This is a genomic window from Tunturiibacter lichenicola (assembly GCF_051013355.1).
Taxonomy (GTDB): domain Bacteria; phylum Acidobacteriota; class Terriglobia; order Terriglobales; family Acidobacteriaceae; genus Edaphobacter; species Edaphobacter lichenicola_F.
The window spans coordinates 2273406-2297593 of record NZ_CP132944.1; the positions used below are offsets into that span (position 1 = coordinate 2273406).

Genomic DNA, 24188 nt, shown 5'->3' on the forward strand with positions numbered 1-24188 from the left:
CTGAGATCGCTTCCGGTCGCCCGTCAAGTCAGCAATGAGCACTCATCGTTGTCCGGCAGTACTTACCTTTCGTTAACGTAACCGAGAATTTTGGCCTGTTTCCTGACCTTACACCCTTAGTTTTCTTCTATTAGCACCCCTTGCGAGGAAAAGGTATAGACGGGCCGATTTTTTGGCATTTATTTCCAATAAACAAATTACATTCTTTTTCTTGACAGACGTAAAAGGGCAAATCTAAAGTCGGTGTGTTTCATTTTAAGACAAATATACGTTTACGTTACCGTTGATTACGTTGACGCCAGACTTCACTTTTACTTGAGTGCGAATTGCCAGGAGGCAACACCATGCAGACCAGGCTTCGCGGTTTTGGTTCGTTCCAGAATCGCAAATACATTTGTTCCTTATTTCTAGCCGCGACGGGATTGCTCCTTTCGCATTTGCCTGCCCAAGCGCAGGTGAACGGCGTAGGCCAGAAACCCTATCTTGGCTGGAGCACCTTCAGCGAGCAGACAATCAACGGCAGTTTTCTCACGCAGGCCAACGTTCAGGCGCAATCGGATGCCCTGGCAGCCTCGGGGCTTCAGCAGCATGGCTTCCAATACATCAATATCGACTCGGGATGGATGTCCACCTTTGATGCGAACGGCCGCCCGATTCCCGCTGCTCCGAACTTCCCCGACATTAAGGCATTGATCGATCACATCCACGCGAATGGCCAGAAGGCAGGCATCTACTGGATTCCCGGAATTGAGCAGCCGGCGGTTGACGGTAACTTCCGTATCCTTGGAACGCCTTACACGACGCAGCAGATTGTCGCTATTCCACTGGCGCAGGGCAATACCTTTGCCGGCCCGCTACCCAATCCCTTCCACGATAAGATCGACTTCACCAAGCCGGGCGCGCAGGAATATATCAACTCGGTTGTGGATCTCTTTGCCTCGTGGGGCATTGACTTCATCAAGCTGGACTCGGTGGCTCCGGGCTCCGATGTCGATAGCCTTGCCATTGATAATCGTCCCGACGTCGAAGCATGGTCGAAGGCCATTGCACAGAGCGGGCGGCCTATCTGGCTGACGGTCTCGTGGGATATCGATCAGGATTTCCTCAGCACATGGCAGCAGTTCTCGAATGCTCGCCGCATCGATCAGGACATTGAATGCGAAGGCCGCTGCGCCACGCTGACCGACTGGCCACACGTTGTTCTACGCGAGTATGAGGCCGTAGGCTGGGAGCACAATGCGGGCCCCACCATGGGCTGGAACGATCTGGATACGCTGGATGTGGGAGACGGCACACTCGATGGCCTTACCCAGGACGAGAAGCAGTCGGCCATCACACTTTGGGCCATGGTGAATGCGCCGATGTACTTGGGAGGCGACCTGACGAAGCTGGACAGCTTTGCCAAGTCATCCCTGAGCAACGATGAGGTTATCGCAATTGATCAGTCGGGCCATCCGGCTACGCAGGTGCGTGGCGGCTTCACGCCAGTCTGGGTCTCTGACACGAATGACGGATATGAATATGTGGCGCTCTTCAATCTCAATGCCTTTCCTTCTAAGGTGACGGTGAAGTGGAGCGACCTGGGTTTTGCCACCGCCGCCAGCGTGCGCGATGTGTGGAATCAGATCAACCTGGGAGGCTTTTCCAATAGTTTCAGCACGGTTCTGGTAGGCCATGGATCGCGCGTGCTCAAGGTTCGGCACGCGGGCAGAGTTTCGGAGCCGGAGGGGACTGTTTATGAGGGCGAGTCGGGCACCTTTACTGGAACCGCTACCGTGAGCAACTGCTCGGCCTGCTCAGGCGGAGCCGAAGCCGGATTTCTGGGTGGCGCTCCGGGTACCGATACCGTCACCTTTAACAATGTGGAGGCCCCGCGCGCTGGAACTTACCTCATGGAAGTGGATTACCTCACCGAAGATCCACGCGCATACGAATACAGCATCAACGGCGGGCCCTCGGCGACGCTGAACCTGGGCGGAGGCAGCTTCAGCCTTCCGGCTTCCACCACTGTTCCGGTCACACTGAAGAAGGGGCTCAACGCGATCACCTTCGGTAATGCCGGGACCTTTGCGCCGGGACTCGACCGCGTCATTATCCGTGGCAACGGCGACGCGATCCCCAGTTCATCCACTACCTATGAGGCCGAGGCTGCGACGTTGACTGGAACGGCCGGCGTGGGCGGATGTTCGTATTGCTCGGGAGGCGCGATTGTCGGTAGCTTTGGAGCAGGTGCGGGCAATAGCGTGACCTTCAATAACGTGACGGTTCCTGATGGCGGCATGTACCAGCTTGAGGTGGACTATGCCACGCAGGGTCCACGCACCTTCTTCGCAACGGTCAATAACGGGACGCCGATTGAGCTTGACCTTAACGGCAGCACCTTCAGCGACCCGCAGCCCATCGTCATTCCGGTGCAACTCCAAGCCGGAGTCAACACTATTTCGTTCGGTAATCCCAATGAGGGTGGATTTGCTCCGGGGCTCGACAACATTACTGTTGCTCCTATTGTGGGCACGCCAGACCTGAGTGCGGCGGTTACCCGCAAAGCCGGACCCGCGGACCTGCGCCTGTGGCAGGTTACGCTGTCCAATGGAGGCAACTCGGCCGCGACGCAGACTCTGCTGAACACCTTCACGATTGTTCCCAATGCGGGCAACCATGGCTGCAAGGCAAGCGTTCTGCTGCCGACGCCGCTTCCGGTGGGATCGATTGCTCCTTCATCGACACGCTCGGTTGAGGTGCCGATCTTGTTCGCTCCAGGTTGCGGGAAGAACGATACCTTTTCGGTGCAAGCGGTCTTCTCTGCGGGCAACGGAAGCGACGTAAGCACCTTAGCTCTAACCAACGAGACCGAATAGCTCCTAACCAGAAAAGTCGAAAGGGCCTTCCTAAAGGAAGGCCCTTTCGTAAGAGAAGCTCTTTTTGTGCAAGATCGTTGATCCAGTGGGCCTTAGGTCATGGATCGTAAAAGGCGGAATTGGAAAGCCACCGGTCAGAAGAATGATATCTAAGGTTTCATTATCTGTATCGCCAAGAAGAGGCACCGGTCGGCATCACCTCAAGTGCAAGGCCGCTATCGCTGCTTACTACGTAGCGAATCGCTTCGGGTTTCAAGGCCTCGATTTGGAGTTCAGTCAGTGGCATCGCGCCTTTGGATTGTCCACAGTTGCCACTTTTGATAGCAACATAACGGCAGCGTACAGCGCCGTGAACAACTTTGAGAATGGCGTACTGAGGATTTGCTTGGACGCGGCTGGTCACTAAAGTACTGTATACACTGAGATAATCGCGATGATAAGGATCTCCTTGGAGTGCCAAGGAATTGCTTTTTATTTGCCGATGCAGAACCTACTAAAAATTAAGTTTAATATGTCGTCGCTTGTAGTGCCACCTGTGAGGGCGTCGAGGGAGTTCAAGGCGTCGTAGAGATCGAGGAGCACCATCTCGTGCGGGATGATCTTGGTTGCAGCTAGTTTTGCTCGGGTCAGTGCTGCTATCGCGGCTACTACCGACTGTTGCTGACGCAGGTTTGTGAGGAGTGCAGTCTCTGCGTTTGGCGTTTGCTTCGTGACAATTGAGATGATGGCGCGACGTAGTTCGTCTAGACCCGTCCCGGTGAGCGCGGATGTTTCTATCGTGGGGTGAGTGATTCGACGGTCTCGCTGAGCGGTATTCGCGATGTCCTGTTTGTTGATGGCGATGAGAAACGGACGTGCAGAGAAAGCGGCCATAGCGGCCTCATCCTCTTCGTGAAGTGGTTCGGATGCATCGAGCACCAGGAGGACTACATCCGCTTCGGCCATGGCTTCGCGGGATTTTTCGATGCCGATCGATTCGGCTTCATCGGTGGCGTGACGGAGGCCGGCGGTGTCGATGAGTTCGACGGGGATGCCTTCGAAGGAGACACGTTCGGTGACTAGATCGCGTGTAGTTCCGGGCGTAGCGGTGACAATGGCTCGGTCGCGCTGAACTAAACGGTTGAAGAGAGAGGATTTACCGGCGTTTGGGCGGCCAACGATTGCCAGGGTGAAGCCGTCGCGGACGATGTGGCCGTAGGCGAAGGTTTGCTCCAGGGCGATGAGCGGGGCTTCGATTGCTTCGATTTTTGAGGTGATTTCGGATTGTGGGAGGAGGTCGATGTCGTCTTCTGCGAAGTCGATGCCAGCTTCGAGCGCGGCGATGAGGGCTATAAGTTGTTGTTTTATTGGGGTGATCTGGCGTGAGAGGGAGCCTCCGAGCTGCTGGGCGGCGATGCGGGCCTGATGCAGGGTGGTGGATTCGATAAGGTCGTGGACGGCTTCGGCCTGGGTGAGATCGAGGCGGCCAGAGAGGAAGGCTCGCTGGGTGAATTCGCCTGGTTCTGCGAGGCGGGCGCCGGCTGCGATCGAGCGGCGGACGAGGTGGTCGAGGAGGACGGGGGAGCCGTGGGCGGCGATCTCTACGATGTCTTCGGAGGTGTAGGAGTTGGGGGCGGCGAAGTAGGTTACGACGGCTTCGTCGAGTGTTTCTCCTGTGTTGTCAAGGATTTCGGCGAAGCGAGCCTGCGCGGGTGCGAGCGGATGGCGGAGTTTCAGGAGGGGTTCGGCGATGGCTCGCGATGCGGGGCCGGAGAGGCGGACGATGCCGATACCACCGCGACCGGGCGGGGTGGAGATGGCGACGATGGTATCGGTCGTGCCTCCCGTTGCTTCGGTATTGGCGCTGGGTTCGGGGTTGTTTCCGGGGTTGATCACGTTATTTTCTTCATGGTATCGGGTGGAAAAAATTGGCGTGGCGCGTTGTGGTGTTTTGCAGGGGTTTTTGCAAAAAGTGGGGTGCAAAACGTGGTGTTTTGGTGGTCAAAATGTGGTGGTTTGCATGGTAAACGTGGTGATTAAAAGCACTCTTTTTGGAGCGCGGAAAAATACGCCACGATTTTCAACTTTATTTTTGTGCGTAGAATGTTCGGTGTTGAAACTTAAGGAAAATTTGCGAGGTGAGGATGCTTTCACGATTTGTGCTCTCTGGATGTCTGTTTGTGGGCTGTGCAGGAGTGGCTTTGGCGCAGAGCGCTCATGCTCAAGACACCTATTTTGCTGACTGGCCGACGGGCGACTCGCCGCAAGAGGTGGGCAAACAATTGGCGGAGCACTTTGTTACGAGTCCTCACCAGTACACCAAGACGATTCACTACTCAGAGGTTTGTGCCTGGTATGGGGCGTTGCAGTTTGCGCAGTTAACGCATGACGATGCGCTGCGGGACAAGTTGATCAAGAAGTTTGAGCCGTTGATGCCAGGTGGTGCTGAGGCTGAACGACGGCCGGAGCGGCATCATGTGGATGATTCGATCTTTGGAGTGGTGCCGCTGGAGATTGCGGTGCAGACGAAGGATGCGAAGTTTCTGAAGGAGGGTTTGTGGTGGGCGGATCGGCAGTGGGAGAGTCCGCAGCCGGATGGCTTGTCTGGTGAGACGCGATATTGGATCGACGACATGTACATGTTGACTATGCTGCAGCTCGAAGCGTATCGCGCGACGGGAGACAAGAAGTATCTGGACCGGGATGCGAAGGAGATGGTGTCTTATCTGGACAAACTGCAGCAGCCGAATGGGCTTTTCTATCATGCGCCGGATGTGAAGTACTTTTGGGGCCGTGGGGATGGTTGGGTTGCGGCGGGGATGGCTGAGATGCTGCGGTCGTTACCGGAGAATCATCCTGATCGTGCGCGGATTTTGAAGGGCTATCGGCTGATGATGAGTGCGCTGCTACAGTATCAGGGGAAGGATGGGATGTGGCGGGAGCTGATCGACCATGATGAGGCCTGGCCGGAGAGCTCAAGCTCGGCGATGTTCAGCTTCGCGATGATCACGGGCGTGAAACATGGGTGGCTCGACGGGAAGACGTATGGACCTGCGGCGCGGCGCGGATGGATTGCCGCGGTGGGTTATGTGGACCAGAACAATGATGTGACGCAGGTGTGCGAGGGGACGGGGAAGAAGGACGACCTGGCCTACTATCTCGCGCGCAAACGGCGGACGGGAGACTTCCATGGGCAGGCTCCTGTGATGTGGGCGGCTGATGCGCTGATACGGGACGATATGCAATGAGTGCGTGCTCTCATTGCTCGGATTGTTGCGAACAGTTTTCTCTCTACGAAAAGTGAATGAGTGCATCGCCTGTTGTCGCCAGTTGATACTTAGTTAGGAATACCGGTGACTCGTCAGGAAACCAGACACCGAGCGGTGAAGTACCGTCAATTGCAAGCTGCGACTATGGAGAGTTCGCGAATTTGATAACCCGCACCGGTGACTGACAACATAATCGGCTGTGTTCTCGACTAAATTGGCACTCATATCCGACTTCAGCCGAGGCGGCTTACAATATCCTCGTCACGAGAGCAGCAGGATGGAGGGACTCGAATGCACAGAGTTCAAACGTCGCAGCCTCGCTCTGAGCTCAGAGAGTTTGTCCGCGCCTTCGGTTTGCGTGAAATGTCTCTTCCAGGAGTCCGTCATCAACAGTCGAATGTCAGCTGCCTCGAACACACGATAGCCTTTGATTTCGGCACTCGCCCCAGCATCGTCTTCGGCGAAGGTGAGACGCGACTGATTCCCCGGGTTCACTATGTGGGCTCTCAAACCAGCCCATTGGGCTTTTCTACCTTCACCGGGAACGTTCTTGGATTCGGTATTTTCCTCAAGCCCCTCGCGCCTTGGCAACTTTTTCGCATTCCGCTTCTCGAACTGGCCAATCACAATTTTGATGGCACCGAGGTTTTTGGAAGCAGCATTCACGAAGTCTGGCTGCAGTTGGCCGAATCGCGGTCCTTCTCCGAGCAAGTCCGAATTGCAGAAGCTTATCTGTTACCTTTCGCACGAAATGCCCAACTTCGTACCGACATCATGAGAGCTGCTCATCACTTATTTCATCATAAGGGTCTCATTCGTATAGAGAAATTGGCCGGTCAAGCCGGCCTTAGCGTTCGTCAATTTGAGCGTAGATTTATCGAGGGAATCGGCCTTACTCCCAAGTTGTTTGCGCGAGCGACCCGCTTTCAGATGGCTCTCGAAGCCAGCAACCGCTTCACCACACTCCGGTCCGGACTAGAGATCGCTCACGAATTCGGATACTTCGACCAGGCCCACATGATCAGAGAGTTTCATGCGTTCGGCGGATGTGCTCCATCTCAGATCGAAAAGCACATCGGCGACATGCGACTATGGGCGCTCAAGCCGTCTGCAGATCCTTACTATTTGTAAGTCTCAAACAGACGTTCTGAGATGGGTTCGCTTCTTTGCATTTATTCCAAAGGCAAACTACGTGCCAATTCTTCGGTTCCTCTTTCGATCACAATTCGCCTCCCTGTCACCTTACTGGGCGCGGGTGAGACGCTCACACAATTTTCTCCCTGCAGGTTGCAGCTATATACAAGGCTTGCTCCTACCAGTTCATTGCGATTTGTGAGACGGAAGACCTGGTTTGTTTTGAGCATTGCGACAGCATTGCCTGCGGCATCAAATGCCAGAAAGTAGGCGGTTGAATCGAACCGGTTCGGGCCTGTGCGTCTCCAGCTACCCGTCAACGTTGAAACGGGGTTGACCCGGTCGAGAGAGCCGGTACCGAAGAAGACTCCTCCGGTAGAGAAGGACGCCAGCGCAACGAAGGAGACCGGGCCTGCGTCAATGGAGAAGATCCACCCTCCTTCGATCGGCGATGCTATGCCGCCAAGATTTTCCTGCATATCGGCTTGCGCCATTGCACTTGAGTTCAAGATCGGAACTGCAAGAACAAGGATGGTTAAGGTTCTCAATAGGCTGACTGCTCTGCGGTTGATGTCTGTGATGTTTCGTAGGGTGATCATGAGTCTCTCCTTTGAATTGGCAACCAGACCGCTACACTCTCTGCGCCATGAGGAACTTCAAGTGCGCTGGTAGGCCCATCTCACCATTGGGCGGGAGGGATTGACTTGTACAAATGCGACATACCCTCAGAAATCGGCAGAGGCCCTGTCTAACCTGCATCGTTAGCAACGAAGCCTGATAGGGATTGATAGGGAGGCTGCACATTCGGACACCATGAGCAGAAGTCGGTGTTGGGAAGTCGTAAATCGCCGATGCACTCATCGAGACCGGATTGGTAATGAGAAGTCGGCTTCTCGGAAGTACGATGTGCGTGGTTGATGCGCTGATACGGGACGATGCGCAATGAGTACGTGCATTCGCCGCTTGCATTGTTGCGAATGATCTTCTCTCTGCGGACAAATGAATGAATCGGCCTGCTATTACTCATTGAGAAGTGAGATTACGAAAATGCGGCGTCTTCCTTCATCCACTTAAGCCTTGCTACTTAGGTGCTACTTCTACTTTGCGCTTTTGTATTCCTCTTCGGTTACCGGCTTCAGCCAGATCGTCTTGCCTTTCTGGGTTGGCGTGACGGCGATGTATGCGAAGGTCGAGTCGGGTGCGGCGCCGTGCCAGTGTTCCACGCCGGCAGCGGATTTGATCACGTCTCCCTTGTGGACGATGCGAACCGGTTTGCCGCGCTCCTGGTAGTAGCCAGTGCCCTCTGTGATGAGGAGCACCTGACCGCCGGGATGGATGTGCCAATCGAGTTTTGCGGCGGGGCCATACACGGCCTGCGCGACGCTCGGATCAAACGTGGCATCGCCAATGTTGAGTTCATTGAGCCAGATATCGCCGGTGTGGTTTTTCGTGGTGGATAACTCGCCTTCGGAAAGGCGGATTGATCCTGTTGCGCAACCGCGTGTGAAGGCTGTGTGATAGCGAGTCCCAAAGCGAAGACGACGATTCTCCACGACTTGTGCATAGGATTCTCCTTCTTATTTTTCGTCCGTGAAATGAACCGGCTCCCGTCGTCGGCCCTGCTGGACGCAACATCGAATGAGCAAAGTGCGACACGGAAAGCGTACTCGCCTTTTGGCGCAATCGGAAGACAGATGGATGCGCCGGTCGAGCATGTGTCGAATAGATCGCCAAGGCGCTTGCTGATCGTATGGTGCAACTTCGCTCGTTACGTTCCGCGAATCATGTGGAGTAAATGGAGGTTTGGGAAGAGAATGATGGGAACTTAGTTACCGTCTGATTCTCACAGGGGGTTTCCCGAGATGAATGAGGCAAACAACAGACCACCTCAAGAAGCTGCGCTTGAAGAGACGTTGTACACGCGAGCGGCGCAGTTGCTGACTGACCCCATCACCGATTCGACGCGCAAACGACAGAACCTGCTGCTGCTTCTGTCAGTTCTTTCGCTGGCAGTTTTTTTTGGAGTTGCGACGCTGGCGAAGATATCGTTGTTGGGCATTGATCTGAACCTTGCTCCGTTGACCGCGTTGGGGGGTGTGCCTTCAACGACAGCCACGAGTGCTGCTCATACGGCGCTGCGCTTCAGCAGGGTGTTGTCGCCGGTGTTGCTCTACTGCCTGCTTTCGTTCTGGCTGAGCCTTTATCGGGACCAGAGGGCTCATGACTATTTGAGTGGCCTGGCACAGTTCAAGATTAAAGAAGCCGCTGATCGGGACTACGCGATCTCTGAGAGACGGCGGAAGAGACAACTGGCCAACATCGAACGATTTCAGGAACTCACGAAGAAACGAAGTGAGGAGTCCGCGAAGATTCAACAAGAGATCGAAAAGATTGGCGAGGAGTTTAGAAGGATCTGCGGGCCGATTCGAGATGAGCATCCCAAGGCGTTTGCGGAGTTCGAAAGGCTGAGACGGGAGGACGGCCCGAGAGATCCGAAGCTGGAAGAGAAGATGTCGGGGCTTGGCGCGCAGATAGAGGCTCTGTCGGAGAAACAGGACGAGGACTTAAAGCCACTTCAAGATAGGTTTGACGCGCTGATGGAGGATCCTGAGATACGCAAGCTGATTTGAAGTTGGACGCGATTATTGTTGAGTCCCCGGGAGACTGGAAGAGGAGTGTTAAACGAGGGGTCCTTTTAGCGGATATCGGGGATGATGTTCGGCTATGGAGGAGGCTCTGGTATTGGCTTGAAGTTATATTTCCTTCGGGGCTTGGATTGCTCGCTTTCGTGGTTCCACTCGGCTCGATTTGGTGAGTCTTCCTGAGCGTGGATGGATATGACCGGGTCAATCGGTATACGCGGATGAAGGGGATTGATCGGACTTAGCTTTCGCTGGCTTCGTCTGCGGATTGTTGGGTTCGGTGGAAGCACACAATTCGCAGGTGGAGCATAAGATTAAGGATATGGCGACACAGTTTTCGAATGAGGCTTTGAAGTTTCTGCGGGGGTTGAAGAAGAACAACGACCGCGAGTGGTTTGGGCCACGGAAGGATGTTTATGAGAAGCAGTTGAAGGCTCCGATGCTTGCGTTGATCGATGAGGTAAATCACGCGATGCTGGAGTTCGCTCCCGAGCATGTGCGGCCGCCGCAGAAGATCATGATGCGGATCTATCGCGATATTCGGTTCAGCAAGGACAAGCGACCTTACAAGAATCACGTTTCGGCGTGGTGGGTGCGGGATGGTTTGCAGAAGACCTCGGGTGGAGGGTTTTACCTTCAGGTGAGTTCGACCGATGTGCTGATTGCCGCCGGGGTTTATATGCCGGAGCGGGAACAGTTGCTCGCGATACGGCGGTATCTGGTGGACCATCATGAGGAGTTTCGGAAGATTATGGCGGGGAAGAAGCTGCGGTCGTTGATGCAGGAGACGGAGACGATGTCGCTGACGCGGCCGCCTAAGGGATTTGATCCGAATCATCCGGCGATTGATCTGTTGATGTGCCGGCAGTGGGGCGTGTCAGCTACGTTGCCGGTGGAGCGGGCTACTTCGCCTGGGTTGTTGAAGGATGTGGTCGAGCGGTTTAAGGCGGCTGCGCCGATGATTGCTTTGTTGAATACGCCTTTGCTGGGGAAGCCTAAACGGCCTTTGTTTTAGGGATTGGCGGTGGCGGTGTAGAAGCAAGCAAAAGCAAATGCGGGGGGTCCTTCGCTGCGCTCAGGATGACAACTTAAAAACGACGGCGATAGAGGTCAACAGCAGATCCCCTTCGGGGATGACAACAAGAAGGCAACGACAACAGCAACTTCAACGACAACAGCAACTTCAACGACAACAGCAACTTCAACGACAACAGCAACTTCAACGACAACAGCAACTTCAACGACAACAGCAGATTCCTCCGCTTCGCTGCGGAATGACAACAAAAGGGCTGCTCTATGACAAACAAAAGGGCTGCACTGTAACAACAAAGGGGCTGCACTGGACAACAAAGGTTGCACTGGACAACAAAGGGTTGCACTCGACGACAAAGGTCTGCACTATGACAACAAACGGCTGCACTGTGACAAGACCATCCACGTCAGATCGTGTTTTTTACTTCGCTGACTAAAGAGCCGATGGGGTTTGTGATTGCCTGCTTCGCGATTGAGCCGAGTGACTCGCCGCGACGGTACATGAGGTAGGCGGCGATGAGTCCGGATGCGACGGTCGCGAACAAGATGAGTCTATTGAATGAGCTTCTAGTTTCAAGTTGTCCTTCTGTTTCCATACGCCCCCCTATGAACCGCTCGTGAACAGTAGGATGCGGTTTGCCTGCGGCGTGAGTGGCGACGCCGATCTTTTTTTATCTTCGGCGCTGGCCAAACCCTCAGACGATAGGACGGAGAGCCTTGTAGCTGATGGCGACTGCTTCGAGCGAGGTCATTCCGGCGATGGGCGGATCCTGCTCGACGAAGATGTGTTGAAGGCCGGACTTTTCCGCGGCTGCGATGATCGGTTTGTAGGCGATGTGTCCGCTGCCGATTTCGGTGGGTGGGTGTTTGGGATCGACGCCGATGACCGTATTGACGGGAGTGTCGGCGGGGAAGTCCTTTGCGTGCATGAGGGGATAGCGGCCGGGATACTTGGTGAAGTAGTCGATGGGGTTTCTGCCGGCGGTGGTCATCCAGCCGCAGTCGAGCTCGAATTTTACGAGGCTGGGATCGGTTTCGCTGAGCAGGATCTCGTAGCCGGTGTGGCCGTCGTAGTCGCGGAACTCGAAGTTATGGTTGTGATAGGCGTACTGGAGACCGGCCTTTTTCGCTTGTGCGCCGATCTCGTTTGCTTTGACTGCGATCTTTTTGAAGTCGTCGAGGGTGAAGGTCTTGATGATGTCGAGCACCTTCGAGAGTTGGTCGGCCTGCACTGGATTGGGAAGAAGGATTGAGCTGACAACGTAGTGAGCGCCCAGCGTGTTGGCCTGATCGAGAAGTTTGTCGGTTTCGGACAAGCCGAAGAAGAGATGTGCGCTGGGGCACTTGAGACCGGCGTCGTCGAGCATCTTGCGGAGGTCTGCGGGAGAGACGGTCTGGAGAGGGAAGGATTCGACTTCGCGGTAGCCGATCTTCGCGAGACTCTTCAACGTGGCAGCCGCGTCTTTTTTTAGTTCATCCTGCACGGTGTAGAGCTGTACGCCGATGGGAAGACTGGTCTCGGCTGACGCTGTTTTGAATGGAAGCATGGAGGCCAGGCCAACCGCAGCGGACTGTTGCAGGAACAAGCGTCGTGACTGATTCAAAGTGTCTCTCCCGGGATTTCGTGATGTTGCTGTCGGCGACGATCGTATCACTAGAAGGTGCGGCCAAGGCCAAACCACCACTTGCGATGGTCGTTGTCTCCGGCGGCTCCGCCGATATAAATGGGGCCGAGCGCAGTGCGGGCGACGACGGCGAAGCTGCCGTCCCAGGCTTCGGAGATGAGGGTGTCTGCGGCGTTAAGGTTGTTGTAGACTCTGCCGCCTTCCATGAAGGCGACGGCATAGAGGCCTTCGCCGATGAGCGGATTGAACTTGAACAGGCGGCGCTCGTAGCCGCCCTGGAAGAGCCAGTATTGATTGCCGAGAAGTTCGTTTTTTCCGTAGGAGCCCAGGCGAAACGGGCCACCGAGTGGGAAGCCCTGGAGGTCTGTCACGTCGGGCGGTGCGCCGAAGCTGGTTCCACCAGCGGCGGTGACGAAGATGGCGTTCTTGGTCCTGATGGGAACGTAGTAGGCGACACGGGCGTCGGCGAGGGTGAAGGGATCGTTGCCTTTGTTGGGCTCGTGACGCGCTACGTGGAAGTAGACGTTGGCTCCGCTGAAGGGTAGGACGGCGCTGTCTGCTCCGAGGTAGTTGAACTGCAGGGAGGAGACGCTTTGAAGCTGGGCGGGGATGGAGAGGTCGTCGAAGTCGATGCGTTTGGTGACGGAGTACCAATACTCGTCCTGGCCGATGCGAAGTTCTGCGCCGCGTGCCCAGGTGTAGCCGCCATCGAAGCCGAAGCCGTTCTGTGCGATCTGATACTGCGAGGTGCGGGAGCCCTCGTTGTAGAAGTCGAAACGAGTGCTGGTGACGTAAGCGCGAGGGGCGTAGCAGAATCGCGTGTGTGCGTTGAAGGGGCGATAGTACTCGCTTTTGAGGCCGTAGCTGGAGCCGAAGAATGCATCGTTGCGCCACTCGGCGCGGTAGCCGCCGAAGTTGGTGAAGGTGATGCGTGCGGCCATGCCGAAGAGGACGTCTTGCGTGTCGGCGCCGTCGATGTTGATACCGAGGTTGAGGAAGGGCGGGCCGTAAGACTTGGGATAAGCGGTGACGGCGAGCCCGGGAACGCCGTTGCGGTCGACGATAGAGTAGCCGGCGGCGTTGAGTGTTCCGTTGCCGACAAGGCGCGTCATCGCTTGATCCAGGAGCTTGGTGTCGACGGGTTTGTTGACAACCTCTGGTGTGAGGTGATGTGCGATCTCTGCGTTGGCGGCGGGAACTTCACCAGAGACGGCGAGGAACTGTGGGTTGGGCACGTTGGTTTTGCGGCGAGCGTCGCGTTGCTTGACGTATAGGGCCCACTCTTCGTCGTTGACACTGTAGTTTTCGAGAAGCTTGGCTTTCTTGCTGGCTGCTTCGGTGCCCTTGGGAGCAATTTTGTCGGAGTCTGCGTACATGGAGCTGGTGATGCCTTTGAGGTCGGAGCTGATGAGCACGTCGGCGTCTTCGAGGCTGTGCATCTCGTTAGCGGCGACCATGATGCTGATCGACGTGCCAGCGGTGGAGAGAAAAGAGCCGGGGCGCTTGGTGCCGGCCTGGCCAGTATCGAGATAGCTGGCGATGACGATGTCGGCGCCGTTGGCGCGGGCGACGTCGACGGGGAGGTTGTCGACGGAGCCGCCGTCGGTGAAGAGTTGACCGTTGATGACGACCGGCACGAAGACGCCCGGGATGGACATGGTGGCGCGCATCGCCTGGCCGAGGGAGCCGCGGTCGAAGACGTACATTCGGCCGGTGGTCATGTTGGTGGCGACGCAGCGGAAGGGAATGGGGAGATCGTTGAAGCTGGCGAGGTTGTAGTCGGCGAGTGTCGCGTTGTCGAGAATGAGGCCGACCTCCTGGCCGGAGTTGAGGCCTTCGGGTAGCGATAGGCCATGCTTGAGGCCGAAGTCGAGGCGGTTGGGGAAGTCTTCGCGGTCCTGCTTACGGCGGTAGCTGAGGGCGCGGAAGGGGGTTCTGCCGCCGATGGCAACGTCCCAGTCGATGCTTTGCATGAGGGCGCGGAGCTCGTCGGGCGAACGGCCGGAGGCGTAGAGACCTCCGATGAGGCCGCCCATGCTGGTGCCGACGACGAGATCGACGGGGATGTGATGCTGCTCGAGATAGTCGATGACGCCGATGTGAGCGAAGCCGAGTGCGCCTCCGCCTTCGAGTACGAGTGCGACGCGGGGGCGGTGCTTTTTTGGACTGATGGGGTCGTGAGGCTGGAGGGGTGGAGCGGAGCTAGCAGGAATGGCCGGGGTAGTTTCGGGTTGTGGCGTGGTCTGGCTTTGCGCAATGCCGCCGAAGAGCGAGAAGACGACGCATACCAGCAGAGCACGGATGATGCTAGTTGGTTGAAGCGACATGCAAAGTCCTCCGACATCGACAACACCTGACGGATCGATGGTTCTAGAGAGTTGCAGACGGTAACGTTCGCGCTAGTGTCTTTGAGGCTATCTTACTTCGCAGGTGATTTTGGGGAGAGGATGACGGGCGATTGTCTCTTCCGCTTCAGTTGAGGGTGTGGTGTCTGTCTTCTGAGATTCATGGAAGGAGGCGATCGCATGTCTCGTTAGCCGCTGATGAGTTTTCGGCCAAACAATGGCAAGTGCACAGCAGATCCTTGCGGGATGACAAAAAAAAGAACAGGCAACAACGACGACAAATGCAACAGCAGATCCCTGCGGGATGACAACAAAAAGAACAGGCAACAACGACGACAAATGCAACAGCAGATCCCTGCGGGATGACAACAATAAGAACAGGCAACAACAACGGCAAGTGCAACAGCAGATCCCTGCGCGATGACAACAAAAAGAACAGGCAACAACAACGACAACTGCAACGGGCTTACAGAGCAAGACCGGTGTTTAGGAGAGGGCTTTGCGGATGATGGGCGCGACCTTGGTGCCGAGGAGTTCGATGGCGTGCATGAGTTTGTCGTGGCGGAGGGCGGCGACGCTCATCTGGAAGCTGATGCGAGAGATGCCACCGAGGGCTTCGTTCATCTGCAGAAGCTTGGAGGCTACGGTTTCGGGGTCGCTAACCATGAGAGCGCCGGTGGGTCGGCGGAGTGCTTCGAACTGGCCGCGTGTGACGGGGGGCCAGCCACGCTCCTTGCCGATCTTCGTGAAGGCTTCGGCGTAGCCGGGGAAGAAGTCGTCAGAGGCCTGCTGGTCGGTGTCGGCGACGTAGCCGAGGGCGTGGATGCCGACCTTCAGAGACTCGGGTACATGACCGGCGCGCTTGCCTGCTTCGCGGTAAATGTCGATGAGTGGACGGAAGCGGTGAGGCTCGCCGCCGATGATGGCGACCATGAGAGGAAGGCCAAGTGCGCCGGCACGGACGAAGGACTCCGGCGTGCCGCCGACGCCGAGCCACACGGGAAGCGGGTTTTGTATGGGTCGCGGATAGACGCCCTGGCCGGTGAGTCGTGCACGGTGTTTGCCAGACCAGTTGACGTTGGTGGCTTCGCGAAGAGTAAGGAGGAGGTCGAGTTTTTCGGCGAAGAGGTCGTCGTAGTCTTCGAGCTTGAGGCCGAAGAGCGGGAAAGACTCGATGAAGGAGCCTCGGCCTGCGACGATTTCGGCGCGACCACCGGAGATGAGATCGAGCGTTGCGAACTCCTGGAAGACGCGCACGGGATCGGCTGCGCTGAGGACGGTGACGGCTGAGGTCAGGCGAATGTTTTTTGTGCGCGAGGCCGCGGCTGCAAGAATGACGGCGGGAGCGGAGTCGAGGTACTCGCTGCGATGGTGCTCGCCGAGACCGAATTGATCGAGGCCTACCTTGTCGGCCAGCTCAATCTCTTCAAGGAGGTAAGCGATGCGCTGTTGCGCGGTGGCGATTTCCCCTGTGACTGGGTCTGCAACTAAAGCGGCGAAGCTGTCGATGCCAATCTGCATTTCTTGTCCTCTAACGATTGTCTCTTAGGTTGATGCAAAGGAGAGAGATTTGATTCACGCGAGGCCAGCTTGCATCATTTCGCAACAAGACCTAAGGCTGTGGGATGCCTCGGTTGATAGAGGCCGACCTCAGAGCAGCCTCACATCCATCCTTCGTTCGCGATGGATGGGATGTCGTGTTCTCAGTCTCGTTCGTTGCGTCGTTTACCAGTGGTCGTGTTCGCGGCAACCGTTGCCGTCCGTAACGGAGGTGAGTATTTGGTTTGCTGCTGTAAGCGAGTCAACGTACAGCAGCGGCCTGTTGTTTGCGCAATGCCTGCTCGAACGTTTGCTGAGCATCGGCGACGAAGGCTCTGTAGCCCGCAGGATCGCTAAAGACATGGGGACCATCCTGCTGGTAATGCTTTAGTTTTGTGAGCATATCGAAGTAGCCACCGTGGGCTCCGAGAAATACGTCGCATGGCAAACCCTGCAGCGCGACAAATGTATGTTGGAAGTCCTGAACGATGCCGGGGTAGCTTACGGGGTGGCTGGGTGTAGCGACGAAGTGAAACTCCGACCAGAAGCCTACTCCTCCGACGATGACGATGTTCCGCGTCGTTCCCTCAGGCTCCCCCGGGAGATGCGAGCGCATGGTCCACGTCGTACATCCGCGAGTGTGGCCTGCAGTCTTGTGCGCCGTCAGTGTCACATCCCCGAGGCTTACCGTGTCTCCGTCGCGCAGGACGCGGTCCACGTGTACAGGGGTGTAGAGGTGGATGTTGGGTGAGGGAGATAGGAAATCTTTCCGCGCGCCGGTCTCGACTACGTTCACGTCGCCGTCCATCACCATGTTCTTCCCATGTGTCTCGCGAACCACCTCGGCCGCGCCAGCCATGTGATCGAAGTGCGCCTGGCTGTTGAGGAGAATCCTGATATCGTTCCAGCGGAAGCCCAGCTTCTCGACACTTGCGCGTATCTGCGGCGGCGAAGTAGCGAGGTTCGCGTTGATCAGGATGTTCCCCTGTGCGGTTACGACGAGGTAGCTGGCAAGGTCCTGGCTTCCCACGTAGTACAGGTTGTCGGCGATGCGGAATGGGGCGATGGGTGTTGTCCACGCGGGATCGGGTGCTGCATGCAGGAGTACGGACGTGCAGAAGAGGACAAGCGATAGACGGGATAGAGTCGCGCGCACTTTCCTCATTGTAGAGCGTACCGAAAGGAGTCCAACCCTCTGCACTCGTGGGTGGTTCGCGCCCGGAACGTCTCTGCCGATGAGGGAGGCATTGGGTTAAAAGTGGGAATTTCTTGGAAATTTCGGGCAAAATGTACCTAATTTTGAACAGAACCGAGAAAAACCGGAAAAAACCTGTGGAAACCGAAGAAATCTGGTTGACAAAGCGCTCAGAAAGGATGAAGGTGAATTGCGGTACGGTTCTCCGCACCCGCATGAACATTGATGATTTCGCATTGAAAAAACTGATGCGCTTTACAGAATATTTATGCAGGTTAGGTGAGCGGGCCCGAGAATCTATTTCGAAACGCAAGAAGGAGTAAGACACATGGCAAAGGGAATGACAAAGACAGCGCTGGTTCGCCACCTGGCGGAAAAGCTCGAACTCACCAACAAGCAGACCGCGGGCTTCCTCGAACTGCTGGCCGAGACCGCAGTGAAAGAGACCAAGAAGAATGGCGAGTTCACGATTCCTGGTATCGGCAAACTGGTGAAGGCAGAGCGCAAAGCGCGTCTTGGCCGCAACCCGCAGACGGGTGAGACCATCAAGATCAAGGCCAAGACCGTGGTGAAGTTCCGCGTGGCCAAGGTTGCGAAGGATACGATCGCACCGGTAAAGAAGTAGTTCAACTGCGGCACTGACGCGGTCGTTGCGCGGTTGTGCCGCAAGCAAAGGGCCCTCCCCGATCGTTGCGCCTCCTGGTTGCTACGTTGAGGCGCGAGAGTAACCGAAGAGCCTGTTGTGCCCCTGTTCAGCAGCGGCATGACAGGCTCTTTCGTTTTGGGCTTGATTCGTGCGGACTACTTCTTTGGGAGGAACGCTCGGGCGATCAATGAGACGCCGAGGGAGATCAGAATGCACTTGATGATGAGAACCGAGTTGTAACGCCAGCCCAGAGCCGCGAACGAGACGAAAACTCCCCACATGTAAATCTCGGAGAGAAAGGCTGTAGGCCACGCGGGTTGCGTTGCCGATGCGGGAATGCGTGGCGTAATTGAAGGGAAGAGACGAGGGACTCTGGCGCAATACGCAACATAGGGAGCGCCGAGTTTTGCGGTGAGGAAGAACTCTTCTGCCGCGATGAGGCGCAGTTGAACTAACGCGATGGCCACGACGCAAAAGATGGCTCCACTGGGCGGCATGAGAAGCGCGAGAGCAAAGGTGTGGATCATCGTGCCGAAGTAGAGTGGGTTGCGTAGATGGCGATAAGGCCCCGACGCCACGATGCTGTCACCATGCATCGCGCCAGCCTTGACGACGGCGGGGTCGAGATAAGCTGACGCCCAGGTGCGCAGGAACGCTCCTGCAAAAGCACACAGTATGCCGAGGACAAGAACAGCGATCGTAGCTGCGCTGAAGCCGATCCAGCCGTTGCGCGCGGGCCATGACGCAAGCAACTGCCAGGTCCGGATGGAGTCCAGGTGCAGAAAGTTGTTCCACGGAGCAATGAAACCGAGCAGGTAAATGATGACGCCAAGAAGAAATCGGAAACGGAACTCCAGTGCAGTTGCTTTCATGTCGATTCGAAGATTTCTTTCCTACTGCTTGTGGGTTTCGTCTTTGTAGACGACGCCGGACTTCATGACGAAGTTCACGTGCTGAAGGATCTTGACGTCCTTGAGCGGGTCACCGTCGATGGCGATGATGTCGGCCCACTTGCCGGGTTCGATCGTTCCGGTGCGGTCGGTCCATGACATCAGATCGGCTGCGTTGATGGTGCCGGTTTGAATGGCGGCCAGAGGCGACATGCCGAACTGATTGACGTAGACGTCGAGCTCATGGGCGTTGAGGCCGTGCGGATAGACGGCCGCGTCGGTCCCAAGTGCGATTTTGACACCTGCCTTGATGGCCTTCGTAGCATTTTGTTTTTCAACGGCGCTGACGTCCTTCATCTTCTGTTGGTAGAAGGGCGGGAGATTGCCATATTGCTGCATCCAGTCGATGAGGTAAGCCGTTGGCACAAGATAGGTGCCGTGCTTCTTCATCAGAGCGATGCCTTCATCGTTGAGGTACGAACCGTGCTCGATGGAATCGACTCCTGCTTCGGTAGCGAAGATGATGCCCTGCGCTCCGTGAGCGTGAGCGGCGACCTTGCGCCCGAGACGGTGGGCATCGGCAACAATGGCCTGCATCTCTTCGAGCGTGTACTGGCTGGCCTGCGGATCGTCGCCCTTGGAGAGAACGCCGCCGGTGGCTCCAATCTTGATCAGGTCGGCACCGTACTTGATATTTTCGCGAACCTGATGCTGGACGGCAGGGATGCCGTCGGCTACGCCTTCGCCGTGGACGTGGTACTCATACGGCAGAAGGTTCTCGTCCATGTGACCGCCGGTGATGCCGAGCGCCGGACCAGAGACCTGCATATGCGGGCCGGGGATGTGGCCTGCGTTGATCTCGTCGCGAAGAGCTACGTCGGTGAATGCACCCGCGCCAACGTTGCGAACCGTCGTGAAGCCGGCTTCGAGGGTAACCTTCGCGTTCTCGACGCCGATGATTGCTTCTTTCGCGGGCGTCATGCTGAGTTCGAAGTAGGGATCGAAGTTGTTGGCCATGGTGAGGTGAGTATGGACGTCAATCAGGCCAGGCATGACGGTGTACCTGGTGAGGTCGATCTCAGTGTCGCCAGTTTGCTTCGGTGTGGAGGCCGTCGGCGCGATAGCGGTGATGCGGTCACCAGTGATGATGATGGTCTGGCCAGCGGGCTCGGCGCCAGTCTTCACGTCGAGAAGATGCCCAGTGCGAAGAAGCGTTCGCGACGTCGAGGGCGAGGTCTGTGCGACGGCGGTAGGGGCCGCAATCTGCAACACTGCCGCAATTTGTAACACAAAAAGGAGCAGATAAAATTTCACGTGGCACACGTTGCGCATGAGCTATCTCCTGAAATCTTTCGAATCGATTGGAATAACTGTGATGAGTCAGTCTACTGGCCGCCGAGGGCGGTGAGAATGGAATCGAAATCTTCGAGGCCAGAGTACTCGATAATGACACGGCCCTTGCCGTTCTTATCTTCAATTCGAACCTTAAGGCCAAGCGTTCGGCGGATACGGTCCTGTGCCTCGCGTACGTTGGGATCTTCCTTTTGTGCATCGGCCTTCGATTCCTTCTTCTCTTTCGCCTCAGGATTGATGAGGCCCTGAACGTAGCTCTCGGTTTGGCGAACGGAGAGCGAGAGCGCCATCACCTTTTGGGCAGCAGCAGTGATCGCATCGGGTGACTCCAACGCGAGAAGCGTGCGGGCATGGCCAAAGGAGAGGTCTCCGGACTCGACTTTCTGCTGAACCGTCTCAGGTAACTTCAACAAACGAAGGAAGTTAGATACACTGGCCCGCTCTTTGCCGGTGCGGATGGCCATCTGCTCCTGGGTCATCTTGAAGTCGTTGCTGAGCCGCTGGTAGGCACGGGCCTGCTCGATGGGGTTGAGATCCGCACGTTGAAGGTTCTCGACGATGGTCATCTCAAGGGTCTGCTCATCAGACACCTGGCGGACGATTGCGGGGATGGTGGCTTTGTTTGCCTTCTTACTCGCCAGCCAGCGGCGCTCTCCTGTGATCAGCTGATACCGGCCGCCCGCAAGTGGCCGCACCACAATGGGTTGCACCACCCCAGAGGCCGAGATGGATTGCGCAAGTTCGGCAAGCTTGGCTTCATCGAACCGCGTCCGGGTCTGGTAGGGGTTGCGTTCGATCTGTTCCAGAGGTATCTCGAGTGGCTTTCCCGTTGATTCGACCGGAGCAGCAACTTGCGGCGCGGGGGTAGGCGCTGGACGGGATGGAAGAAGGGATTCAAGGCCTTTGCCGAGGGCGCGGCGCTTGGGGTCGGTTGTGACTGCTGGCATGATAGGAGACTCTCTATACGATGAAATGTGGTTCAGGGCCTGGGAAGTTGAACTCAAGGCAGTGTTGCGGCTACGAAGATCGAAGGCTATTTAGAGGACTGCCAGAAACGGGATTTCTTTTCGGGCTTGTTGAAGGATTTGAGCGCGCTGGCTGCAGCCGCTGCTGCGGCTTTGCGCCTCTTCTCCTCGGGGCTGGCGATGTTGTTGCGGGACAGGAGCTCGAGGGCCAACTCGCGATAGGCTTCGGCCCCCCGTGATTTGGGGTCGTAGAGCGAGACGGGTTTACCGTGACTGGGGGCTTCGGCCAGGCGGATGTTGCGAGGAATGGTCGTTTTGAGGAGCTTGTCGTTGAAGAACGCCTTGAGATTTTCGGAGACCTGCTGAGAGAGGTTCGTCCGGTCGTCGTACATGGTCAGAACGACACCTTCGAGGGCGAGGCCAGCGTTGAAGGCCTGAGAGACACGGTCGAGGGTGCTCATCAGCTCGGAGATGCCTTCCAGGGCGAAGTACTCAGCCTGCATGGGGACCAGGAGGCCGTCGGCAGCGACGAGCGAGTTCAAGGTAAGAAGATCGAGTGCCGGGGGGCAATCGAGGATGATAAAGGGATAGTCGGCGCGGATGGGGTCAATCGCGTCGCGGAGCTTGTACTCGCGGCGGTCGAGGGCGATCAGCTCGATGGTAGCGCCGATGAGGTTCTTACTGCTTGGTATCAGCTTGAGGGTGTCGATCTCGGTCGAGAGGAGAGCCTCCGCAATGGTAGTTTGGCCGAGGAGAATGTCGTAGACGCTGAGACGGGCCTCTTCGTCGTCTTTTGGACGGGCAAATCCGAGCCCTCCCGTGGAATTTGCCTGGGGATCACAGTCGATGAGGAGGGTATTGAGCCCTTCCAAGGCGAGCGCGGCAGCCAGATTGATCGCGGTCGTCGTCTTGCCGACTCCACCTTTTTGATTAACGACAGCAAGGACCTTGGAAGTTGGCTTTGGGTCGACTGGCTTCTGGGGGGAGGTTTCGGGTTTGCTGGTGGTTTGTTCGGTGATCATCGAGGTAAATGCAAGGGTATCGGGAGCTGGAAGCCGTGGCAATGGGGGGATGTTGTGCAGAAGTGGCGGGAGCTGTGGAGAACGTGTGGAACGCGTGTTTCGTGGCGAAATCAGGGCAGTTTTGCGAGGGCGAATGTGGAAATCTTTGTTCCACGTGGAACGTTCAGAGGCGGGTTGCGCGCAAAAGAACGCTGTTCTGAGTTGTAGGGATCGAAATCGGCGGATGCGGGCTAAACTCGGGAGGTACGCCCGCCTCAGCGTTAGACAGAAGGAGCAGATCTCGGGAGGCCCGCGGTGCCGCAGCAGCCAGCGCAGCGGCCATGTTATCTACCGCCCGTAGGGTAACGGTATGGAAGACACGGCATTCGGGCATCGTTTCGGCCCTCGCCGCCCAGACTTCGGTAGTAAGTTTCAGGCTCCGGACGACTTCCCGAAGAAAAGTGGCCTTTTTGTTCTGGGATTCGGCCAGGGTGACCTTAATACCGGGCCGAAGCAGCGCGATGGGCAGGCCCGGAAATCCAGCGCCAGAGCCAAAGTCGAGGAGCGTCGCCGCAGCAGGGTCGAGATACTGGGCTGCGAACAAACTCTCCCCGAAGTGCCGGCGAACGATCTCCTCCGGGTCGCGGATCGCCGTAAGGTTGGTGCGGGCGTTCCACTTCACGAGCAGGTCAAGGTACATGGAGAGTTGAGGGTACAGAGTCTGCGGAATGGCAGCCTTATCAATTACATAAGGCTGGAGGAGAGTTGCAATCGCAGAGTCGGAGAGAGTGGCCATCCAACTACGAGTTTATCGCAAGACTGCGACGGATCGGCGAGAGACGAAGGCCGTCATGGGCATGTTCCACGTGGAACATGCCCATGACGGCCCAAGGGGTCAGGACGCCACGGAGGTATGGATAGGGCGAGGCACCCACATCGCGGCTTCGGCGACGAATCGGTCGAAGAGAGCCTTCGAAGTGGGACTTAGATCGTAGCTGCGCTCCGGATGCCACTGAACCCCAAGGACGAAGTGCGCTGAAGCGCCTTCCGTAGCCTGGCCGCCCTCAACCGCCTCGATAACTGCATCCTGTGGGCAACGCGCCGAGATACGAAGACCATCGCCGGGGATACCGATAGCTTGATGATGGCTTGAGTTGATAGGGAGTCGGAGGAAAAAGTCCTGCTCCGGAGCCTCCGAAGCGGAGACCAGGCTGCCGAGGAGGGAGTCCGGGGCGACCGCAGCAGTATGGGCAATCGCGACACTGCCGCCCGCCGCATGGTTCACCGGCAGGACGGTCAGATCCTGCACGAGCGTCCCCCCACGCCAGACATTCAGGAACTGGATCCCGAAGCAGATAGCGAAGATCGGCTTATAGAGGTTGTGGGCGTCCTGAACGAGAAGCTCATCCACATTTTCACGAAGGCTATCGGCTGCGGCGCATTCGGGAATAGGGTCCTGGCCATACTTTTGAGGGTTCACATCGGCCGGACTACCGGGCAGCAGAACCCCTTGGCAAGTATTGATGAGATTTGCGATGGCCGTCGGAGTGGCAGTAAGAGGTATCTCGACGGGCTCGCCGCCGCTGCGTTCAATAGCTGAGGCATACTGGGGCCACGAGCGCTGGTTGTAGGCGAGGTCGGTGCTGGTTGGGACGGGGATGGCGATTCGCGGCTTCATGCTCTTTCCATATTCTATCGAAATCGAATAGGAACCT

Annotated in this window: 21 protein-coding genes; 6 read left to right on the forward strand and 15 right to left on the reverse strand. The window is 56.8% G+C overall.

The features are described 5' to 3' along the window. Positions 1-344 precede the first annotated feature (344 nt). Positions 345-2858, forward strand: coding sequence for an alpha-galactosidase D (locus tag RBB82_RS09690; RefSeq protein ID WP_433974922.1), 2514 nt, complete (start codon positions 345-347; stop codon positions 2856-2858). 471 nt (positions 2859-3329) lie between these two features. Here RBB82_RS09690 and mnmE read toward each other — a convergent pair whose 3' ends face one another. After that, positions 3330-4733: a tRNA uridine-5-carboxymethylaminomethyl(34) synthesis GTPase MnmE gene (gene mnmE, locus RBB82_RS09695; protein ID WP_433974923.1), complete on the reverse strand. Its 1404-nt coding sequence runs from the start codon at positions 4731-4733 to the stop codon at positions 3330-3332. A gap of 248 nt (positions 4734-4981) precedes the next feature. Here mnmE and RBB82_RS09700 point away from each other — a divergent pair, with 248 nt between their 5' ends. Together RBB82_RS09700 and RBB82_RS09705 are read left to right on the forward strand one after the other, a co-directional pair. Beyond that, positions 4982-6085 carry a glycoside hydrolase family 88/105 protein gene (locus tag RBB82_RS09700; protein ID WP_433974924.1) on the forward strand — a complete coding sequence of 368 codons (1104 nt, stop codon included), beginning with the start codon at positions 4982-4984 and terminating at the stop codon, positions 6083-6085. Positions 6086-6397: 312 nt separating this feature from the next. Beyond that, positions 6398-7237 carry a helix-turn-helix domain-containing protein gene (locus RBB82_RS09705; protein WP_433974925.1) on the forward strand — a complete coding sequence of 280 codons (840 nt, stop codon included), beginning with the start codon at positions 6398-6400 and terminating at the stop codon, positions 7235-7237. 41 nt (positions 7238-7278) lie between these two features. On the opposite strand, the gene RBB82_RS09710 is transcribed toward RBB82_RS09705, so the two are convergent. Beyond that, entirely contained in the window at positions 7279-7839 is a 561-nt protein-coding gene (locus RBB82_RS09710) for a hypothetical protein (RefSeq protein ID WP_433974926.1), read from the reverse strand. Positions 7840-8337: 498 nt separating this feature from the next. Next, on the reverse strand, positions 8338-8793 hold the full coding sequence (locus RBB82_RS09715) for a cupin domain-containing protein (protein ID WP_433974927.1): 456 nt from the start codon (positions 8791-8793) through the stop codon (positions 8338-8340). Between the two features lie 309 nt (positions 8794-9102). On the opposite strand from RBB82_RS09715, the gene RBB82_RS09720 reads away from it, so the two are divergent. Beyond that, a complete protein-coding gene (locus tag RBB82_RS09720) occupies positions 9103-9870 on the forward strand; it encodes a hypothetical protein (RefSeq protein WP_433974928.1) in 768 nt (255 codons plus the stop codon). 334 nt (positions 9871-10204) lie between these two features. Then, the gene (locus tag RBB82_RS09725) at positions 10205-10897 is read left to right on the forward strand and encodes a DUF2461 domain-containing protein (RefSeq protein WP_433974929.1); all 693 of its coding nucleotides are present in this window, start codon (positions 10205-10207) and stop codon (positions 10895-10897) included. A gap of 95 nt (positions 10898-10992) precedes the next feature. On the opposite strand, the gene RBB82_RS09730 is transcribed toward RBB82_RS09725, so the two are convergent. From RBB82_RS09730 to bla, 6 genes are all read right to left on the reverse strand, one after another. After that, positions 10993-11163 carry a hypothetical protein gene (locus RBB82_RS09730; RefSeq protein WP_433974930.1) on the reverse strand — a complete coding sequence of 57 codons (171 nt, stop codon included), beginning with the start codon at positions 11161-11163 and terminating at the stop codon, positions 10993-10995. A 158-nt stretch (positions 11164-11321) separates the two neighbouring features. Beyond that, positions 11322-11459 carry a hypothetical protein gene (locus RBB82_RS09735; RefSeq protein WP_433974931.1) on the reverse strand — a complete coding sequence of 46 codons (138 nt, stop codon included), beginning with the start codon at positions 11457-11459 and terminating at the stop codon, positions 11322-11324. A gap of 150 nt (positions 11460-11609) precedes the next feature. Continuing rightward, positions 11610-12518 carry a sugar phosphate isomerase/epimerase family protein gene (locus RBB82_RS09740; RefSeq protein ID WP_433974932.1) on the reverse strand — a complete coding sequence of 303 codons (909 nt, stop codon included), beginning with the start codon at positions 12516-12518 and terminating at the stop codon, positions 11610-11612. Positions 12519-12568: 50 nt separating this feature from the next. After that, positions 12569-14866, reverse strand: coding sequence for a patatin-like phospholipase family protein (locus RBB82_RS09745; RefSeq protein ID WP_433974933.1), 2298 nt, complete (start codon positions 14864-14866; stop codon positions 12569-12571). A 504-nt stretch (positions 14867-15370) separates the two neighbouring features. Further along, on the reverse strand, positions 15371-16405 hold the full coding sequence (locus RBB82_RS09750; RefSeq protein ID WP_433974934.1) for an LLM class flavin-dependent oxidoreductase: 1035 nt from the start codon (positions 16403-16405) through the stop codon (positions 15371-15373). Between the two features lie 280 nt (positions 16406-16685). Further along, positions 16686-17588, reverse strand: a complete 903-nt coding sequence (bla, locus tag RBB82_RS09755) for a subclass B3 metallo-beta-lactamase (protein ID WP_433974935.1) — start codon at positions 17586-17588, stop codon at positions 16686-16688. A 358-nt stretch (positions 17589-17946) separates the two neighbouring features. Here bla and RBB82_RS09760 point away from each other — a divergent pair, with 358 nt between their 5' ends. Then, positions 17947-18243, forward strand: a complete 297-nt coding sequence (locus RBB82_RS09760; RefSeq protein WP_158792936.1) for an HU family DNA-binding protein — start codon at positions 17947-17949, stop codon at positions 18241-18243. Positions 18244-18419: 176 nt separating this feature from the next. On the opposite strand, the gene RBB82_RS09765 is transcribed toward RBB82_RS09760, so the two are convergent. The 6 genes from RBB82_RS09765 to RBB82_RS09790 form a co-directional block, all read right to left on the reverse strand. Beyond that, positions 18420-19136, reverse strand: coding sequence for a methyltransferase family protein (locus RBB82_RS09765; protein WP_433974937.1), 717 nt, complete (start codon positions 19134-19136; stop codon positions 18420-18422). Between the two features lie 21 nt (positions 19137-19157). Beyond that, entirely contained in the window at positions 19158-20486 is a 1329-nt protein-coding gene (locus RBB82_RS09770; RefSeq protein ID WP_433974938.1) for an amidohydrolase family protein, read from the reverse strand. Positions 20487-20539: 53 nt separating this feature from the next. Further along, the gene (locus RBB82_RS09775) at positions 20540-21454 is read right to left on the reverse strand and encodes a ParB/RepB/Spo0J family partition protein (protein WP_433974939.1); all 915 of its coding nucleotides are present in this window, start codon (positions 21452-21454) and stop codon (positions 20540-20542) included. Between the two features lie 86 nt (positions 21455-21540). Next, the gene (locus RBB82_RS09780) at positions 21541-22494 is read right to left on the reverse strand and encodes a ParA family protein (protein ID WP_433974940.1); all 954 of its coding nucleotides are present in this window, start codon (positions 22492-22494) and stop codon (positions 21541-21543) included. Positions 22495-22657: 163 nt separating this feature from the next. Next, entirely contained in the window at positions 22658-23269 is a 612-nt protein-coding gene (rsmG, locus tag RBB82_RS09785; protein WP_433974941.1) for a 16S rRNA (guanine(527)-N(7))-methyltransferase RsmG, read from the reverse strand. Between the two features lie 99 nt (positions 23270-23368). Further along, a complete protein-coding gene (locus tag RBB82_RS09790; RefSeq protein WP_433974942.1) occupies positions 23369-24151 on the reverse strand; it encodes a gamma-glutamyl-gamma-aminobutyrate hydrolase family protein in 783 nt (260 codons plus the stop codon). Between the last annotated feature and the right edge of the window lie 37 nt (positions 24152-24188).

Bases quoted from the DNA above. Each gene is read 5' to 3' on its own strand.
- RBB82_RS09690 (WP_433974922.1), top strand. From the start codon at position 345: ATGCAGACCAGGCTTCGCGGTTTTGGTTCGTTCCAGAATCGCAAATAC.
- RBB82_RS09700 (WP_433974924.1), top strand. From the start codon at position 4,982: ATGCTTTCACGATTTGTGCTCTCTGGATGTCTGTTTGTGGGCTGTGCA.
- RBB82_RS09705 (WP_433974925.1), top strand. From the start codon at position 6,398: ATGCACAGAGTTCAAACGTCGCAGCCTCGCTCTGAGCTCAGAGAGTTT.
- RBB82_RS09710 (WP_433974926.1), bottom strand. From the start codon at position 7,839: ATGATCACCCTACGAAACATCACAGACATCAACCGCAGAGCAGTCAGC.
- RBB82_RS09720 (WP_433974928.1), top strand. From the start codon at position 9,103: ATGAATGAGGCAAACAACAGACCACCTCAAGAAGCTGCGCTTGAAGAG.
- RBB82_RS09725 (WP_433974929.1), top strand. From the start codon at position 10,205: ATGGCGACACAGTTTTCGAATGAGGCTTTGAAGTTTCTGCGGGGGTTG.
- RBB82_RS09745 (WP_433974933.1), bottom strand. From the start codon at position 14,866: ATGTCGCTTCAACCAACTAGCATCATCCGTGCTCTGCTGGTATGCGTC.
- RBB82_RS09750 (WP_433974934.1), bottom strand. From the start codon at position 16,405: ATGCAGATTGGCATCGACAGCTTCGCCGCTTTAGTTGCAGACCCAGTC.
- bla (WP_433974935.1), bottom strand. From the start codon at position 17,588: ATGAGGAAAGTGCGCGCGACTCTATCCCGTCTATCGCTTGTCCTCTTC.
- RBB82_RS09760 (WP_158792936.1), top strand. From the start codon at position 17,947: ATGGCAAAGGGAATGACAAAGACAGCGCTGGTTCGCCACCTGGCGGAA.
- RBB82_RS09765 (WP_433974937.1), bottom strand. From the start codon at position 19,136: ATGAAAGCAACTGCACTGGAGTTCCGTTTCCGATTTCTTCTTGGCGTC.
- RBB82_RS09770 (WP_433974938.1), bottom strand. From the start codon at position 20,486: ATGCGCAACGTGTGCCACGTGAAATTTTATCTGCTCCTTTTTGTGTTA.
- RBB82_RS09775 (WP_433974939.1), bottom strand. From the start codon at position 21,454: ATGCCAGCAGTCACAACCGACCCCAAGCGCCGCGCCCTCGGCAAAGGC.
- RBB82_RS09780 (WP_433974940.1), bottom strand. From the start codon at position 22,494: ATGATCACCGAACAAACCACCAGCAAACCCGAAACCTCCCCCCAGAAG.
- rsmG (WP_433974941.1), bottom strand. From the start codon at position 23,269: ATGGCCACTCTCTCCGACTCTGCGATTGCAACTCTCCTCCAGCCTTAT.
- RBB82_RS09790 (WP_433974942.1), bottom strand. From the start codon at position 24,151: ATGAAGCCGCGAATCGCCATCCCCGTCCCAACCAGCACCGACCTCGCC.